The sequence below is a fragment of the Pantoea sp. S61 genome, from assembly GCF_016625145.1.
Classification (GTDB): Bacteria; Pseudomonadota; Gammaproteobacteria; order Enterobacterales; family Enterobacteriaceae; genus Pantoea; species Pantoea rwandensis_B.
Map to the genome: position 1 here is coordinate 27443 of NZ_JACVUO010000028.1, position 16512 is coordinate 43954.

Annotated in this window: 16 protein-coding genes; 8 read left to right on the forward strand and 8 right to left on the reverse strand. The window is 52.0% G+C overall.

Annotated features, from left to right (window positions below; all coding sequences use genetic code 11):
• Positions 1-53: 53 nt before the first annotated feature.
• The 6 genes from IAE30_RS27920 to IAE30_RS27945 form a co-directional block, all read right to left on the reverse strand.
• Entirely contained in the window at positions 54-689 is a 636-nt protein-coding gene (locus IAE30_RS27920) for an ABC transporter ATP-binding protein (protein WP_200547410.1), read from the reverse strand.
• The gene (locus IAE30_RS27925; RefSeq protein WP_200547409.1) at positions 677-1531 is read right to left on the reverse strand and encodes an ATP-binding cassette domain-containing protein; all 855 of its coding nucleotides are present in this window, start codon (positions 1529-1531) and stop codon (positions 677-679) included. Before IAE30_RS27925 ends, IAE30_RS27920 begins: the two co-directional genes overlap by 13 nt.
• A complete protein-coding gene (locus IAE30_RS27930) occupies positions 1528-2304 on the reverse strand; it encodes an ABC transporter permease (RefSeq protein ID WP_200539426.1) in 777 nt (258 codons plus the stop codon). Before IAE30_RS27930 ends, IAE30_RS27925 begins: the two co-directional genes overlap by 4 nt.
• Positions 2305-2365: 61 nt before the next feature.
• Positions 2366-3370, reverse strand: coding sequence for an ABC transporter permease (locus IAE30_RS27935; protein WP_200539427.1), 1005 nt, complete (start codon positions 3368-3370; stop codon positions 2366-2368).
• Positions 3371-3373: 3 nt separating this feature from the next.
• Positions 3374-5020, reverse strand: a complete 1647-nt coding sequence (locus IAE30_RS27940) for an ABC transporter substrate-binding protein (RefSeq protein ID WP_200539428.1) — start codon at positions 5018-5020, stop codon at positions 3374-3376.
• Positions 5021-5054: 34 nt separating this feature from the next.
• Entirely contained in the window at positions 5055-5771 is a 717-nt protein-coding gene (locus IAE30_RS27945) for an oligogalacturonate-specific porin KdgM family protein (RefSeq protein WP_200539429.1), read from the reverse strand.
• A gap of 353 nt (positions 5772-6124) precedes the next feature.
• Between IAE30_RS27945 and IAE30_RS27950 the strand changes: the two genes are divergently transcribed.
• Entirely contained in the window at positions 6125-6409 is a 285-nt protein-coding gene (locus IAE30_RS27950; RefSeq protein WP_200539430.1) for a helix-turn-helix transcriptional regulator, read from the forward strand.
• A 16-nt stretch (positions 6410-6425) separates the two neighbouring features.
• The gene (locus IAE30_RS27955) at positions 6426-6782 is read left to right on the forward strand and encodes a hypothetical protein (RefSeq protein WP_200539431.1); all 357 of its coding nucleotides are present in this window, start codon (positions 6426-6428) and stop codon (positions 6780-6782) included.
• Between the two features lie 212 nt (positions 6783-6994).
• Here the strand turns inward: IAE30_RS27955 and IAE30_RS27960 are convergent, their stop codons facing one another.
• Positions 6995-9136: a TonB-dependent receptor domain-containing protein gene (locus tag IAE30_RS27960; RefSeq protein WP_200578546.1), complete on the reverse strand. Its 2142-nt coding sequence runs from the start codon at positions 9134-9136 to the stop codon at positions 6995-6997.
• A gap of 756 nt (positions 9137-9892) precedes the next feature.
• Between IAE30_RS27960 and IAE30_RS27965 the strand changes: the two genes are divergently transcribed.
• The 6 genes from IAE30_RS27965 to IAE30_RS27990 all read left to right on the forward strand — a co-directional run bounded on the left by IAE30_RS27965 (position 9893) and on the right by IAE30_RS27990 (position 15816).
• Positions 9893-10762, forward strand: coding sequence for a DMT family transporter (locus IAE30_RS27965; protein ID WP_200539433.1), 870 nt, complete (start codon positions 9893-9895; stop codon positions 10760-10762).
• 333 nt (positions 10763-11095) lie between these two features.
• Positions 11096-11491 (forward strand): TIGR03757 family integrating conjugative element protein, encoded by a 396-nt coding sequence (locus IAE30_RS27970; RefSeq protein ID WP_200539464.1) that lies wholly within the window; start codon positions 11096-11098, stop codon positions 11489-11491.
• Entirely contained in the window at positions 11488-12465 is a 978-nt protein-coding gene (locus IAE30_RS27975) for a TIGR03756 family integrating conjugative element protein (protein WP_370569513.1), read from the forward strand. The genes IAE30_RS27970 and IAE30_RS27975 overlap by 4 nt, the downstream gene beginning before the upstream one ends.
• 8 nt (positions 12466-12473) lie before the next feature.
• Positions 12474-13928 carry an integrating conjugative element protein gene (locus tag IAE30_RS27980; RefSeq protein ID WP_200578547.1) on the forward strand — a complete coding sequence of 485 codons (1455 nt, stop codon included), beginning with the start codon at positions 12474-12476 and terminating at the stop codon, positions 13926-13928.
• On the forward strand, positions 13928-14308 hold the full coding sequence (locus IAE30_RS27985; protein ID WP_200539462.1) for a hypothetical protein: 381 nt from the start codon (positions 13928-13930) through the stop codon (positions 14306-14308). Before IAE30_RS27980 ends, IAE30_RS27985 begins: the two co-directional genes overlap by 1 nt.
• Complete coding sequence (locus IAE30_RS27990) at positions 14308-15816, forward strand: conjugal transfer protein TraG N-terminal domain-containing protein (RefSeq protein ID WP_200547399.1); 1509 nt, start codon at positions 14308-14310, stop codon at positions 15814-15816. Before IAE30_RS27985 ends, IAE30_RS27990 begins: the two co-directional genes overlap by 1 nt.
• Before the next feature lie 27 nt (positions 15817-15843).
• Here the strand turns inward: IAE30_RS27990 and IAE30_RS27995 are convergent, their stop codons facing one another.
• Positions 15844-16251 (reverse strand): hypothetical protein, encoded by a 408-nt coding sequence (locus IAE30_RS27995; RefSeq protein WP_200547398.1) that lies wholly within the window; start codon positions 16249-16251, stop codon positions 15844-15846.
• Positions 16252-16512 lie beyond the last annotated feature (261 nt).

Genomic DNA, 16512 nt, shown 5'->3' on the forward strand with positions numbered 1-16512 from the left:
TCAAAATACAGAGTGCAGGCTCATGAATGACGGTCCTTCTGCAGTCAGGACGTTCATAGCTGCCTTATTTCATCAGATACAGCCTCTACGAGCTCGTGATCGTGACTTATCATCAGCACGCCACCACCACTGCGGGTGTATCGCTTAATCGCATCCATCAGCGTAGCCGTCGTAGCCGGGTCAAGCATGGAAGTCATCTCATCCAGGATAATATATTCCGGTTCAGCAGCAAGCGTTCGTGCCAAAGCCGCCCGCTGCAGCTGCCCGTCGGACACCTGTGCAGGAAAGCGTCTGAGCAAATCGGCAGTCAGCGCCACATCTGAGAGTATCCGGTCGATATCCACGCCACGGCTTGCGGTCTGCAAAATGGTCTTCTGCAGCGTCAGCCGGGGATCACAGGAGCGGCGGGGTGACTGAAACACCATGCCAATCTGTCCCCGGGTCTGACTACCGGAGCGGCTGCGTACGTTACCGACTGGCATAGTGTTACAGGTCACCTTTCCGCTTACCGGCACGACCAGTCCGGCCATGACGCGCCCGAGTGTCGTTTTGCCGCGTCCGGACTGACCGGTCAGACCCGTAATTTTGCCCGGTGGCACCGTGAGGCTCACGCGATCAAGCACCCGCCAGAGGCTGCCGTCAGGACGTTCAAACTCAACAATCACATTACTGGCAATCAAACCCTGCATTCAGTCCCCCCGGGCATGGCAATACGCGATTCATAGCTATATTCATCGGATAGGTCGGTCAGTTCCGGCGGCACGCCGCGCATCCTGTGCAATCCATTGCGCGGCAGAGCTGCCAGCAGATCACACGTGTAACGGTGTTCTGCTCCGCCGTTAAGGAGCGTGCCTGCAGGACCGGATTCGATAATGCGTGAGGCATAACATACGCTCAGCTCGTCAGCGATACCGGTATCGAGCAGCGTGCTGATATCATGCGTGATAAGCATGACCGCCGCGCCCTCGCCGGCAATCTGCCGCAGCAAACGGAATATTCCCTCTTTGCGGGCAGGATCCAGCGACGCGGTGGGTTCATCTGCAATAATCACGTCCGGCGCGCCGGCCAGTGCGAAGGCGACGGCGGCACGCTGGGCCATACCCCCAGAAATTTCATGCGGATAAAGCTGCAAAACGTCAGGTTTTAAATCGACGGTTGCCATCAGCTCTTCGGGCGTGAGCGGGCCTTCCAGCACCTCAACGGTTTCTGCAAGCTGCGCGCCCAGCGTTCTGACGGGCGTCATAAACGTGGCGGCTGACTGCGGGATCAGCGCAATATGTTTACCCAGAAAGCGAGACTGGCTGCCAAGGATGTTTTCCTCACGATAAAGAACGCTGCCTGATACGCGCGCCTTGTGCGGCAGCAGGCCCGTAATGGCCTGCGCGATAGTGGACTTGCCGCACCCTGACTCACCAATCAGGGCATGGACCTCTCCTTTCGCCACGTCGAGGTTTATCAGCGAGGCAGCATGCACCTGGCTACCCTGCGCCAGCGGGATCCTGACCGTTAAATTTTCGATTTTCAGCGTCATCGCAGCGTCTCCTGATGACCGGTGATACGGTTTTTAAGCATGCCGCCAATCAGTGAGACTGACACCGTTGTGGCAATCAACAACAGGCAGGGAAACAGCAGCATCCACCACTGGCCGAGCAGCAGTGCACCCTGAGCTGATGACAGAAGCGTACCGAGTGAGGGCATGTGCGGCGGAAGCCCCAGCCCGAGAAAAGATAGCGTGGACTCGTGCCAGATAGTGTGCGGGATCAGTAAAACCAGGCCGATTAGCGTCTGTCCCAGTGCGGCAGGAATGAGATGAACCCGGATGATACGCCAGCGGTTCATGCCGGAAAGCCATGCGGCCTCAATGAATTCGGCGTGACGGACGCCGATAATCTGCGCCCTGACTACCCGGGCAATATAGGTCCAGTGCGTCAGGGTCAGGGAGGCAATAATCGCTATGACCGAACCCTTAAACAGTGACACGATCAGGATGCCAATGAGCAGGTGGGGGAGCGCATTAATACCGTCCGTAATCCGCATTATAATACGGTCAACCCAGCCCCCGCTCATGCCTGCCAGCGTGCCGAGTACCACGCCAAAAAGACAGGACGTTGTGGCCGTTACCAGAGAGATTACGAGAGAAATGCGCAGCCCCTGCGCTACGCGGATAAAAAGATCGTGACCCTCTGCATCGGTTCCAAACAGTGCATCTTTACCCGGAGGCAGGTCCGCCATACTGAAGTCGGTTATCAGAGGATCAACGTGGCTGACCCAGGGAACCACGATGGCGTAGCCGGCAACCACCATAAATGTCATCCAGGTGAGGATGGCTGAAAGGCCCGGAGGCGTTCGGGAGAGAGAAAATATCTTAAGCATCTGCGTCAACCCGCGGGTCCAGAATAACGAAAAGAATATCGGCGATGAGGTTGCCCAGCAGGACAAGCACCGTTACCGCCACCGTCAGAAAGGTCAGCAGCGCAAAATCGAGTGACTGGGCACTTCTGACCAGTGCGCTGCCGAGCCCGGGCCAGGAAAAGATGCTTTCAACCAACACGGAGCCCGCGACCAGCTCCGCCAGTCGTGATCCAACCAGCGCGACAAAAGGCGGGAGCGCGGTCGGAATGATGTGATGGCTGACGATGCGCGAAAAGGGAATACCCCGGACGCGGGCTCCCCGGATGGCGTCTGAATTCAGTACATCCGTCACCGATTCCCGCAGGCTGAGTATCAGCCACGGCAGCTGTGTTAAACCCAGCACCAGGCCTGGCAGTAACAGATGCATCAGCGTAGAACTCAGCGTCGCCGCCTGCCCTGGATAAGTCAGCCCGCCGGTGGGCAGCAGGTTGAATGAGATGGCAAAGATACCCAGCATAACCAGCGCCAGCACAAACGGGGGTATCGTCTGCAGAATGATGGCAAAAAAGCTGATAAACCGATCGGCAAGGCCGCCGGGTTTCAGCCCGGCAGCCGTTCCCAGAATAAATGAAACGGCCGTACTGAAAACCAGTCCGGTGCAGCCTAACAGCACCGTCCACGGCAGCCGATCGCTGATGACAGCGGTAACGGGCTGCTGGTAGGCGCGGGATATACCCAGGTCTCCTGAGCATACCCCGGTTACCCATTCCCACCAGGACGCATACCAGGTCAGATCAAGGTGCAGTACAGCCGACAGCGACGCCTGTTGTGATGCCGTCATCTCGGCGGCAAGCCCACCAAGATAAGCATCAAGCGGATCGTAGGGGCTGACGGTGGCCAAAGCAAACTGCCCCAGCGTGACCAGAATGAGCAGCGGTACAAGGAAAGTAATGCGCCTTGCCACCATCAGCAGTACGGAACGACGGCGGCGATGCCACCGTCCTGATGAGAATGCCATCTGCTACTTTTTCCAGGACTCAATGGTGAACCAGGGGCCAAATCCGATGTTATGGGAATGAGGCTCCAGTGTGACCTTGATATTTTTGTAACCCATTTCACGCTGAACGTAGATATGGTCAAGATAGACAAGCTGCAGCATGGCGGGCTTGCGGTGATATTCTTTCTGCAGTTCGCGATAGAGGCCGGCCTGCTTGTGAGGGTCTGTTTCCGCACGAGCGCTGTCGAGAAGGCGGTCTATGACCGGATTGCGGTAATCAGAGGCGTTATCCCAGCTTGCGCCTACCCCTGGCTCTGCGTATTTAGAGTGCAGGATGTGGTAAACCTGACTGTCCACAGAGTACGGCACGCCGCTTCCGGCCATCACGGAGGTGCTGGCATAAACGTCCCGTGTGACTGATTTTGAATCCCGCGCCACCGGCGTGACCTGAATGCCGATTTTCTTCAGGTCGCTCGCGACCATCAGCGTCAGATCGCGGCGGGAGCGATCGCGATTCGGAAAATAAATGATATCAAAAGCCGCACGCTGGCCGTTACGCACCCGCACGCCATCCGTACCCACCTTCCAGCCAGCATCATCAAGGATTTGCTTAGCCTTTTCGGGTGAGTAGCTGAACTCTTCTGCCGGATCGTAAGCCTCACCAAAGAAGGGGGCCAGGTAGGTAGAGTTGGCGGTACCGTGCCCCTTCAGCGCGTATTTGACCATGTCGGCCCGGTTTACGGCGTAGTTGACCGCCAGACGGATAGCATCATCTCCCGTTACCGGATTGCCGGCGGGCAGGCTGACAGCACGCCAGTCTCCGGCCTTCACGGAGAAGGTTTCGTATTCTGGCGCTTTGAAGGTCGCGGCAAGGTCGGCCGGAAGCGCGGTGCCGTCGCCTTCACCGGCTCTCAGCTGCTGCGCACGCGCATTTTCATCAGCGGTATAACGCAGGACGATTTTCTGCACCTGCGGCTGAGGTCCCCAGTAGTCCTTACGGGCGGTCAGGATCGCCTGATCGGGTCGTAACTCAGTTAATTCATAAGCGCCAGTGCCCACCGGATGCGTATTCAGCGGGGAAGCTTCTGCCTTACTCAGGTTAGCAAAATCAAACGCTTCGGAAGGGGCGATGCCATTGATAAGACGGCGATCAAAGTTTGCCATTGGCTCTTTGAGCGTAAACACCACGGCATCGGAGGTGGCCTCGACTTTCTCAACGTTATCCCATGTTGCAATTTCAGAAGACGCCGAGCGCGGATCGATAAAGGCCTGATAGGTCGCGACCACATCCTCTGGTCCAAATGACGTACCATCTGAGAACTTGATCCCCTTACGCAGCGGAACGGTCCAGACCTTATTTTTTTCCGAAGCCACTGCCGGGCCGGAGGCAAGGGTAGGGATCAGATCAGGCTGTCTGTCAAAGACGCCGGCTTCAATCCGGTACAGCCCCTGATAAAAGTGAGATTCACCGCTCCGGCCGTGGCCCAGAAGAGGGTTGTAATGCCCCAGTTCAAAGCGCTCAATAATCACAACCGTATTCTGAGCCTGCGCTGAGGTATCTGCTGCTGCAGCAACGCCTGATGCAAATGACGTAGTTACGGCCAGCGCGAGCGCGCTGTAAATAAATGCTTGTTTTAACATATTGGTTTTCCTTTGGTGGCCGAACAGCATTATTCAGCCACTGGTCGATTCAGCAGGAGGGAAATCAGAAGCTGTAAGTCACACCCACGCGGAAGCGCGTCTGACGCTCGTCGGTATACTTGCTGCCAGGAATGTTGGCGACAGCCACGTAGGGTTTCCAGTTTTTGTCAACGGCATAGGAGACCTTGACGTCGTGCGTCCACTGGTAGTCTTTGTTGTTTGCAACGGGCGCAAACTCTTTGGTGTCGGTTTTGTGGTATTCCAGCTCGTACTCGATACCCCAGTTGCCCGGCAGGCGATAACTCAGCACGGACGTAATGGTCATGCCTTTTTCCTGCGTATTTTTTTCAGTGTTGATATTTCCGCTGTAGCGCTTATAAAACGGGCGGAAACGAAGTGACCAGTTCAGGTCATCTGTGAAATACACGTAACTTTTTACGTAGGGACGATAGTTGGTGTAATTACTGTCTACGGCGAGATTAAGACCGCCCTCAAGGGCAAAAAGTGGATTAAAACGGTAGAGATAGCTGGGTACGGCTTCCCAGCCATCGCTCACGTTTTCGTGGTAAACGTTATCGCTGCGTGCGCCGGAGTCTCCGCTTTTCCATTTCACTTCCGAAGAAATACCAAACCCGTTGCTGAAGCGATGTGCAATCAGCAGGCGGTCTTTATGCGTGTTCTCTGCGGTATCTTTAACTTCATGGCGATAATCAATACTTACCGCGCAGGCATTAGCAGTGAGAAGAGAGGCGATTGCAAAAGTTACTGCCCTGATATTCATCAATTAATCCATTTTTTAATTTAAGTCACTCAAATTCAGAATTTTTATATGAAGTACGCAGTTTCATCGCTGATGGTACGGATGAGCACAAACCTCAATGCGAAACGTTATAACATAACAATTAACCACATAAAAAGACGTTTGCTTACAATCATTGGCAATAATCGTTATCTTGCATGGTAGTATTTTGGTTAATTTTACATATATATCAATGTATTAAAGATTAAAAGTGGTTTTAATAAAAACGTCACATTCATGTAGTCATTTACAAACGATTTAGCAAATTAAAGATTGAATTATGCTTTCAATCGTATAATCTATATATCTATAGATTGTTTGAGTGAGGCTCAGCTATGGAATCAGATTTGAAGGCGGTATCACTTTTTTTTCACGCCTTGTCTGATGAAGGTCGAATGCGACTGGTCATCCTGCTCGAAAGCGGTGAGAAAAGCGTGACTGAACTTACAGAGTTGTCTGGTGAAAAGATGGTGAACGTCTCTGCAAGGTTACGGGACCTTCTTCACCACCGACTGGTCGTCCGCCGCAGAGAGGGGAGGAAGATGTTTTACAGCCTCGCCGACAAACATGTTGCCGATATCATCCGCAACGCCTGTGAACACATAAACGAAGACCATTGATATTCAGGAGTCAGTAATGTCCAGCTGCAACGAAAAGCATCACGTAAACCACAATCACACTCACGGCACCGGCTGTGGCCACATCGCCATTCAGCATGGCGATCACGTCGATTACCTCCATGATGGCCATCTGCACCATCCTCACGGCGACCATGTGGATGAGCACGTGCTGGAAGTCAGTGCCAGTAATCCCGACGTATGTACACCAGAACACCATTGCTCAGGGCATGCACCCGATCACGTGCACGGCCCGGGATGTGGCCATGAGGCTGTTCCGCACGGTGACCACGTTGACTATCTGGTAGACGGACATTTGCATCACCCTCATGGCGAGCACTGCGATAATCACGGGCCTGTGCAGATTATTATATAAAGCATTAAAAATTGTGCCATTATCAGATCGCTGGCAGTTTGTTTGTTGGAATATTTAATCATCTGAATAATTGATTGTGCATGAAAAAGAAATTTTAGTCCGGCGAATCTTACTATTAAATTTTTTATAAAAGATTATTTTAACGATGATGCAAACTGCACCTCCCGCTATGGAGGTGCAGTGGTCATCCGACTAATACACTAATAAGGAGGTCAGAAATTATATCTTAACCCAAGAACAATATTTCTGCCGCGCAGGGGAGATTTCTCTTTAATAAATGCGCTGTGAGCATAAGCTAAAGTATTGGTCAGGTTTGTGCCTCTGAGATAAATCTCTCCGTTCTGAAAATCTCCGACTTCGAACGGCCGGGATAAAGTCATGTTAAGCATGTTATATCCAGACGTTTTTGTTTCATATGATGCATGTCGGTTTTGCGTAAATGTGTGGTAAAACTCGACTTCACCGTTAAAGTTCACGAAATCATGATATAAACGTACGCCCAGACGAGCCGGAGAGACCCTTGGTAATTTATCATTTTCGCTTTTGAGCTCAGTATAAACATAATCCCCGAACAGACTCGCGCTGGTCTGATAATCAAAATAGTGTTTTACCTCGCCGTCCACGCCCATGAACACAACATCTGCCGGCGTATACATCAAGTACATAAAGTCTCTGCCCTCAGCCTTATCAAGCAGCCTTCCGTAAACATAGTTATGGATATCCTGATAGAATCCGCCCACCTCAAAGGTTGTATACCCTTTCGACTTCCTGAGAGTCAGGTTCACTGATTTTGCTGTTTCTATCACTTTCGAGTGATCATCAATCCAGTCATTATTAATGAGATTTCTTCCGGTAATCAGTCCGGCTTCAAGCGTATTTGTCGACAGATTATTACCAAATGTGTAAAGCTCACGCACGCTTGGCGCGCGTTGCGTTCGGCTGATATCCAGTGAAAGGGAATAACTGTCATCAAAATGCCATGTGGTACCAAAGGAGAGTGACAGCGGGTTAAGATCAGAATCGTTATAAGCGAATTCCCGCCAGAAAGGCCAGTCGATATTTGTATGATTAAATTCTTTTCTGGCACCCAGTTCAACATCAAGCGGGCCCAAGCTTTTCTTTTCAGAAATGAAGAAGGCATGACTGTCAGAAAGGAAATTATGTCTCAGCCTTCTTGGCGCACCTTCAGGAGCGGGAACCTGTACGGTATTATCATCAAGTCCACTGAAAAAAGATTCAGTATATTGGTAACCTATCATTCCTGAAAAGCCATATACAGGAACGTGTGTTAACTCAATCTGAATATCTCTTACTTTATTATTATAGTTTGCGAATAAGGTTCCACCATCGATTTCGTTGTGGTTGTAATTTGTGTGCGAGAAACGAACCCTTGCATGCTCGATTCCAGGTAAAATTGAATCATAATCGGCACGAATATCATAACGCTCGCTGCGCAGGTCGATGAACGCTGTATCTGAATCGTCAATATCTGCAAAAGGATCCACATCACCGTTGTGTAACGCGCAGTGGAGCTTCGTGCTGGCGTGAGTATGACAGATATTATTTTCATGAGTATGGCCAGGCAAACCATAGTTATTACGTTGTAGGGTGTAAGCGGCACCAATATAACCTTTTTCAGTAATCCATGATGCGCCTACAGACGTACTTTTATTATTAGAGTAAGAGTCTTTAAGATGATTTGACCCATAGGACGATGGAACCCGGTAATCACTTGCGTCATGGCTGCTCCCCTCAACGTGAAAAGCAAAATTACCGGCTCCGGCTGTTATGCGACCTACTCCGGTTTTTTCATGATCGCCGGTACCATATCTTAATTCTCCTGAGCCTGTAATGTTGTCATCAGGTACTGATTTCGGCACTTTGCTGTCAATGAGATTTATTGCCCCATTTAATGCATTACCACCATAAATAGTTGCAGCCGGGCCCTTGATGATTTCAATTTCATCAAGAAGCAGAGGATCGGTTGCAACTGTATGATCGGGTGAAATTGACGATACGTCGTAAATTGTTGCTCCGTCAGAGAGCACGGCAACCCTCGGTAAGGTCTGTCCTCTGATGACGGGTCGGGAAGCTCCGCCGCCATAGCTGTCCAGATGTATACCGGGTAATCCTGCAAGCGTTTCACCCAGTCCGCTTTGTCGGCGATGGATTAGCTCCTCATCCTTGAGGTATTGCACAGACAAAGAGTTTTTATACTGTCGTGTCAGTGATTTTCTGGCATCAGATTCTTCACTTCGGTTTTCACCAGTAACTATAAGGTCATCATCATTACCTAAAATCTCATCGTTTCCATATGCATTGCCTGAAAGAAGCACGAAACTTACAACAGTCACGACATTCCACTTCGTGTGTTTCACTGGTTTAAAACTTGTACTGATCACTTATCCCTCTGAAATTTCCGGATTCAACTCTTCGCATGAATTCTTTATTTTCCCCCACAAGCACTGGTGAAAAAATAAACAAAAAGTTAATGTCTATTCGTTTGGGTATGTCATAACATAACAATTGAAAAGTTTAGAAATCATCACTTACATTTTTAGTTATATCTCTATTGGGTTTCTTCTGAAGTGTATCCGGTGGAATCTGCGGCGTTTAGATTAACGCAGTTCGTTTGAACGACATGTGATACAGGCGTATGCCGACTGGCAGATGTGTTTAAAATTTAATCATTCCATTGGGCAATCACAGGAAAAGGCATGATAAATTGCTTACCAGCTAAATTTTCCACGCAAGCAGGCAGCTGAAATCTAATAGCATAGCCCCTTCAAACCTAACGACTGCCATATTGTCCGCGTGCTCACTGATAAAAAGAAAGCACATATGTTCAGGTTCAAACTGCCACCTTCCATAGCACGGCTCCATTCGTTTCCTGTTTGCAGTTTGTGCAACTGCTTCTTCGACCTTGCAAAAATTGGCCGATTGAGAGGTCACACATTTTAATGACCAGATCCGCCAACATTGATTAGTACAGCAGATGAAGCTTCATCCAATCTGCGCTATTATGAATCGAATATTTCAATAAACTGTCTTGTGAAATTTATTTTTTAATTCTTGCCAGTTCTTCAAGCCGCATCTAACGGATTCGAAAAATGAACTTTTCTAAACAAAAACAAGCGGATGGGTTGCTATTTTGTACAACCTTTATTGCCGCCTTTGGCTGGGTATGCTCTCGTGAGTCTGTGGCTGAAATGCCAGTCCTTGCATTTATAGCGATCCGTTTTTTGCTAGCCAGTGTGGCGTTACTGCTGCTGAGTCGACCTGCTGAATTACGTAATATGATGCGCAGCCTAAGAGCCGTAATCCTTACTGGATTTTTGCAGACAGCGAATATTTTGTTGTGGATATACGCGGTTGCCACTACAAAAGCATTAGGCGAGGGCGCATTCATAATGAGCTTATCAATGCTGTTTGTCCCCCTGTTTGCCTGGCTGATACTGGGAAATCGTCCAGTGATCGCGTTCTGGATTGCACTGCCAATAAGCATGTCTGGACTGGCATTACTCACTTTAAAACAAGGACTCACTTTTGAAGTAAGCCAACTGCTGTTTCTGGCTTCAGCTTTATTGCAGGCGGTCTATTTCTGCTTCTGCACACGCTTTGCTGCCACAGTTCCGGTTCAGGCTCTGGCTGCCTTCCAGCTCGGCTGTACGGGCATCATCGCTCTGTTACTCTCTTTACTTTTTGAACAATGGCCGCAGCAGGTTAGTGAGTCTACCTGGGGATGGCTGTTGTCCAGTGCCTTTATCGCAACGAGCCTTCGGTTTTGGTTGCAGCTTAAAGGGCAAAGCATGACTACGGCGGCAAATGCTGCATTGATTATGATCATTGAGCCTTTGTTAACAGTGCTGGCAGCAACTCTCTGGTATGGTGAAAAAATGACTTGTCAACAATTGACTGGATGTGTGTTGATAATAGTTGGGCTGGTTTATTATCGCTTAAGGCAGGCTAAAGGCGCGTAATAATTATAAGGATAAAGCACTGAATATTCTCTAGTCCGTAAGGAGTTTAGAATGGCGAAATTGAGGCCTGTTCAGATAATACATGCAGGTTTGTTTTTAATAGTGGCCTGCTCCCCATTGATCAATTCATAATCTCATTAGCTTCGCCTGCTTTAGGCAAAAAGCTGACCTCGTTGCTTAACGTCATGACTGCGGTAGAGACAGTTTCACTAACCGCTAACATCCGTTTTAATTCCGACCTCAGTAATTTTCAAACTCGGAAAAAGAGTTTACTGCTGAAAGCCTGACCACGCGCTGCCACTCTGAAGGCCTGTTACCGTACGGAGATCCGCTATGCGACTCAGGCTATTACACTCACTTTTCCTGTTTATACCGTTTCAGCTGATGGCCGGCAACGTTGTGTATACCGATGCCGAACATCCCCCTCAGAACCTGACTGAAGAAAGCTCTGTTGTCTGGCTTGATGGCCCCGACCGCCTGCAGGACGCCATTTTCGGCAAGCTGCCTTCAGATCCTCAGCTGGCCGCTCAGCAGGCCCGCGAAATCATTCAGTCGCCGCAGTGGCCCGGACAGCAGGAGCAGATTGCTCAGGCATACCGGCAGGTTGTACATGCCTGGAAGATCGGGCTGCATAAGTTCCCCGCCGTCGTTTTTGATGATAGGGATGTGGTTTATGGCACGGCCGACGTTGCCCGGGCTGCAACGCTTCGTAGTCAGGGGGGTAAATGATGCGCTTCTCCCCCGGAACGCACTTCAACGCCGCCGGTATTGCCACCGTGCTTGTAGCAGCCGCGACTCCGGCCACGGTTTCCGCCATTAATACTGCCGGCATCATTGCCAGCGCCATTACCCAGGACTGCATCAGCTGGCGCGTCAGCGGCATCTGTTACTGGCTGATGTGTACGCCCTTTGGCTGTTCGGTGAAAACCTCCGTTAAGGTGACGCACTTCATTCCTGAAGTGGTGGTGTCCACCTACACCGGCCCGGGAGGTAATCCCTGGACAGAGATGGCGTTTATGAGCGGCGCGTCCGGTACGATCGATAACGCGCTGACCAGCGGTGCGCCAGCCGGCGGCGGTAACGCCGCCGATATCAAGACGCCCGGGCAGCGCAAGTCGAACATCAAATTCAAATACGCCGATGCGATAGGCCACCCTGCCACCTCCGTCATAGGCGGCAGCATTGCCGGTTATTCGTGCGATACCGCCGCCACGCCATTTAATCCCTACTTTCTGAGCACGCTGGATTCACTTGTCTGGCGATCGGGACTGCCTGAATCGCTGTATCCCGAGGCGCTGGTTCCAGGCCAGCGCGAACTGGGCAGCCAGGTCAGCGCCAACATGTGGGGCAATATTTATCCCCGATCCGGCTTCGTCAGCCAGACAGACGATGACAAAGCCTCCGCCGTGGTCGCGCAGCGGGTAGCCGACATTATCACCCGCTCCGGGCAGCCTCACGTTTATCAGGTACTGAAAGGTACACACAAAGCCGGCTACTGGCCGCCCGGAGAGGTGAAAGAAAACACGGGCACGGCGAATCATAAATGGCAGCGCCTGTCGCCCACGCTTTCAGCTTCCTGCGCCGTCTTTCCGGACGGCGCGTATCCCATTGCTCAGGACGGCAACGAAGCCTATGCGCTCTGGCAGCCCTACAGCTGCTGCAAGCGACGCGGACAGACCTTCCTCTATTCAACTGACTTCTGAGAGGCACAATGTCACCAGTTCAATTTAAATCTGCCGCGCTTGCGCTGTGCATCACGTCCGCAGCGGCATCCGCGCAGGCGGCTGATGATAACCGGTCCGGCGCATTCGGTATTTCACTGCCCTCCGTGAATAACAGCGCCATAGGCTACGGCAAGGACGTCAGCGGCGCGGTTTCTGACAAGCTTTACTATACGCTCGGCGGCGGCTCTGTCATTTCGCAGCCGGCAACGCGCAGCAGCATGCGTAAAATCGGTATGAGCGCAGGCTGGAGCAGCGACCTGATGTGCGGCAACTTCGACCTGAAAACGACCGTCGGTAATCAGCTCAACGGGGTAACAAACGGCTTTAAAAACCTTATGGGCGACGTGGTGCAGAACGCCACCGGTGCCGTCGCCAGCCTGCCGGCAATGATTATCCAGCGTGCCAATCCCGGCCTGTACGACATGCTCACAAACGGCGTGCTGCAGGCAAACGTCTCTTTTGATAAAGCCCAGCTCAACTGCCAGAACATGTCGAAGCGCATGATGGATTTTGCCGGCAATAACAAATGGACGCAGGGCGCGGTCATGGATGAGTACCGATCGCTTGTTAACAGTGGAGACGCTGATGCTGTCCGCGTGAATAACTCAGCGGACAAGCTGCAGGGCAACTCAGGCCAGAACTGGATCGGCGGACAGAAACGGGGCGGTCAGGGGCAGCAGGCCATCCGGCCAACGCATGATTTAACCGCTGCGGGATTCAACATGATGAACAGCCTGCCGGTACTGAGTTCTGACTCAGTCAGCAGCAACAGCTGTAACGGGGGGGCCTGTGGAAAATATGCCAGCGCTGAAGAAGCGGCTAAAGCTGTGGTGCAGGTCGTGGGGGACAGCTCTCTGCGCACCTGCAGCGACGCATCTCAGTGTACCAGCGGCGATGACGAACAGCAGCCGGGTGCCACTCAGGCCGGCACCGGATTTGCGCCCATCCTGGAAGAGACCACCAAAGAGAACACTGAACAGCTTGTAAAACTCGTTAACGGCACCGAGCAGCCTAACGCGACGAACCTGGCAAAACTCAAAACCGGCAGTTTACCCATTACTGCAGGCGTCATCAGAGCACTTCAGAGGGATCCTGACAACGCCGCCCTGACCGCCCGCCTCGCCGGCGAACTGGCGATGGCGGATACGGTTGAAACCGCGCTGATTATGCGCCGCATGATTGTTACCGGCATGTCTGAGCCTAACGCTGCCGCGCAGAATGCGGCCATTGAGGAAGGCGATCGTCGCGTTGCGGCCATCGATCGCGAGATCACCGCATTACGCAACGAAATGGAGCTCAAGCGCGAGCTGTCCCGCAATTCTGTGCTCACCATTATCGAGCGGGAAAACGGGCGCGTTAACAGTAACCCGCAGACGCAGAGCGATGACAGCACCGACAACCGCATTAACCGTCTGGCCGTTCCTGAGACGGAAAACAACTGATGAGAGCGCATCCTGTGAAAATCGAAAACGGGGCGCAACGCGCCTCATTTTTCCGCCGGCACCCCGTGCTGTTTCGCGTGCTGTGTACTGCCGGTGCTCTGCTGGTATTCCTGCTGGCCGGGCTCATTGTCGCGGACCAGGCTGTAAGGAATCCTGCTCAGGCCGCTGCATTTCGTGACTGGATGGAGCATGCCCGCTATGGCTGGCTGATGTGGCGCCTGGCGGTTTATGGTGCGCTGGCGTGGGGTTTTGTGAAAGTATTTCGTGCGCCCGGCTTCGGCCCGCAACACCGCCAGCCGCTTATCCGCATTGCGGCCGTCAGCGTCATTTTTGCCGTCGTCTGTGAACTGGTGCTGCTCGGCGGCACGGGAGCGTCCTGATGCTGACTAACAGCTACCTGGAATATTTCCTTACCCTGCTTGGCTGGGTGGTTAACAACGGACTCTGGAATATTCTCATCACAACGGGTCTGTTTGCCGCGCCTGTCGCTTTCCGGCTTATCGGCATCTGGCTGAAAGTACGTGAAGAAGGTGAAGATGAGGGGAATAAAGGTGCCCTGTCCATACCCCGAATGGAGCATGCGGTTTACACGTCTTTTCTGGTAATGATTGCCTGCTGTATGCCGCTGATGAACGTCGATATGAGCACGATCAAATATGACACGTCACGTGCGCAGAGCTGCGGGACGTGGACGCCAAAAGCGCCCGACGACACGGGATATTCACCGGTTATATCGAGCATTAACGATCAGACTGCTGCAGCGCCGGTCTGGTGGTATCTGATTCACAAGCTGGCAAAGGGCATCACGCAGGCGTCTGTTGCCACAATCCCCTGCCGTCCGGACATGCGTCAGCTCCGCTTTGAGGTTCAGCACACGCGGATTAACAACAAGGCTCTTGCGGAAGAGCTGCAGGACTTTACCAACGACTGCTATTCGCTCGCGCTGTATATGTGGAAGCGTCATGATCAGGGGCAGACGAAAGACAAAGCCACGCTGCGTGATATTGAGTGGATAGGCAGCAAAACCTTCCTCAGTAATTATTACGGCAACCTGCAATCGAAAACGCCACGGGCGGAATTTGCCTGGAATGAGAGCCGTGACAGCGGAAGGCCGGATACCGGCCGCGGTGGCTACCCAACCTGCAACGAGTGGTGGAATAATGCTGACACCGGACTGCAGTCGCGCGTCGTCGATCAGGCTGACCCGGGACTATGGACCCGTCTGTCGGCCGCTATGACCATGATTGGTGGCAATGCGGCTGACTATAAGGAGGCCATTATCCGTCGTCTTGTCAGCCCTGAGAGCCTGACCGTATCACAGGGGGGACACGTCTATGCCGGCTACGGAGGCAACGCCGATTTTACGCTTGATAACTCCGTTTCCCGTGTGGCTGCGATCGGCGGTACCGCTCTAGGCAGTCTGGCAGCGTTCCCGGCATTTGATGCCATGCGCCAGGCGCTGCCAATGGTGCAGGCTGTGTTACTCATGGCGGTGGTGGTGATTCTGCCGCTTATCCTGGCGTTCTCAGCCTATGAAATTAAAACCGTCATTACGCTCACGTTTGTGCTTTTTGCCCTTAACTTCCTGACGTTCTGGTGGGAGCTGGCTCGGTGGCTCGACAGCTGGCTGCTGACAGCGTTATACAGTTCTGACACACACAGCAGCTTTAACATGGCAGGTTTTCAGAACAGTTCGGATGACCTGATCATGAACTTTGTTATGGCCACGATGTTTCTTGTACTACCTGCAGTGTGGATGGGGGCTCTGTCATGGGCGGGTATCAGAATGGGCAGCACTTTAGACGGTGCATTTAAAAGTGGAACCTCTCAGGTTCAAAAGAGTGGGGGAGAAGCTGTTGAGAAGGCAAAAGGGGCAATGAAAATCTAATCAAACCGACGATTAGTTTAGCATCGACTAATCGTCGTCCTCTCTGTCTAACCTTGAAGCTGTCACCGTAATATTGTCAGGACCGCTGTAGAAACCCTCTCCATCATTGCCGCTTCTGAATTGCCCGCCTGCAGCACAAGAACTGTTAGATGACGTAGAATCCAAATCATCTGATCCACTTAGCTGGATGTGGCGAACCATATAAACAAAAGCAGCAACAATCATGATTACGGCGCCGAATGCGAATCCTGCAACGATGGCCAGCGTCATTAGTAAAAGAACAGAAAAAGGCACAACAGATTTTCCTATCGATGCCGGTATCTTTTTCCTTTCAGCCCAGGCAGCAAAGCGATCATCAGCGTCAAGGTAGACGCGAGATAAGCGCTTCCAGACAGACGCAGCTTTTGTTCCGCGAGCATATGCGGTTGAATTCATACGCACCTCAATTGAATTTGCCTTAAGCTGACGATACCGAAAGTTAATCAGAATTGCACATTGAGTTAAAACGCTAGCCTTTAGTTACAACACACATAAATACATCTATTAACATCCACACCGAGCCGAACCTGAACCCCCCGCGCCCCTCTCCGCCAGGACCCGCGCCGTACCTGCACCCCGGTTGCCCCCCACTGACCAGCCGCCGCCGCGCCGCCCGGGGGGGCGGGTAGGGGGTTTTTGGGTTGGGTTTTTTTGTGT

Excerpts from the sequence above, each read along its gene's own strand:
- IAE30_RS27920 (WP_200547410.1), bottom strand. The coding sequence starts at position 689 with ATGCAGGGTTTGATTGCCAGTAATGTGATTGTTGAGTTTGAACGTCCT.
- IAE30_RS27925 (WP_200547409.1), bottom strand. The coding sequence starts at position 1,531 with ATGACGCTGAAAATCGAAAATTTAACGGTCAGGATCCCGCTGGCGCAG.
- IAE30_RS27930 (WP_200539426.1), bottom strand. The coding sequence starts at position 2,304 with ATGGTGGTTGCCGGCTACGCCATCGTGGTTCCCTGGGTCAGCCACGTT.
- IAE30_RS27935 (WP_200539427.1), bottom strand. The coding sequence starts at position 3,370 with ATGGCATTCTCATCAGGACGGTGGCATCGCCGCCGTCGTTCCGTACTG.
- IAE30_RS27940 (WP_200539428.1), bottom strand. The coding sequence starts at position 5,020 with ATGCTGTTCGGCCACCAAAGGAAAACCAATATGTTAAAACAAGCATTT.
- IAE30_RS27945 (WP_200539429.1), bottom strand. The coding sequence starts at position 5,771 with ATGAATATCAGGGCAGTAACTTTTGCAATCGCCTCTCTTCTCACTGCT.
- IAE30_RS27950 (WP_200539430.1), top strand. The coding sequence starts at position 6,125 with ATGGAATCAGATTTGAAGGCGGTATCACTTTTTTTTCACGCCTTGTCT.
- IAE30_RS27955 (WP_200539431.1), top strand. The coding sequence starts at position 6,426 with ATGTCCAGCTGCAACGAAAAGCATCACGTAAACCACAATCACACTCAC.
- IAE30_RS27965 (WP_200539433.1), top strand. The coding sequence starts at position 9,893 with ATGAACTTTTCTAAACAAAAACAAGCGGATGGGTTGCTATTTTGTACA.
- IAE30_RS27970 (WP_200539464.1), top strand. The coding sequence starts at position 11,096 with ATGCGACTCAGGCTATTACACTCACTTTTCCTGTTTATACCGTTTCAG.
- IAE30_RS27975 (WP_370569513.1), top strand. The coding sequence starts at position 11,488 with ATGATGCGCTTCTCCCCCGGAACGCACTTCAACGCCGCCGGTATTGCC.
- IAE30_RS27980 (WP_200578547.1), top strand. The coding sequence starts at position 12,474 with ATGTCACCAGTTCAATTTAAATCTGCCGCGCTTGCGCTGTGCATCACG.
- IAE30_RS27985 (WP_200539462.1), top strand. The coding sequence starts at position 13,928 with ATGAGAGCGCATCCTGTGAAAATCGAAAACGGGGCGCAACGCGCCTCA.
- IAE30_RS27990 (WP_200547399.1), top strand. The coding sequence starts at position 14,308 with ATGCTGACTAACAGCTACCTGGAATATTTCCTTACCCTGCTTGGCTGG.
- IAE30_RS27995 (WP_200547398.1), bottom strand. The coding sequence starts at position 16,251 with ATGAATTCAACCGCATATGCTCGCGGAACAAAAGCTGCGTCTGTCTGG.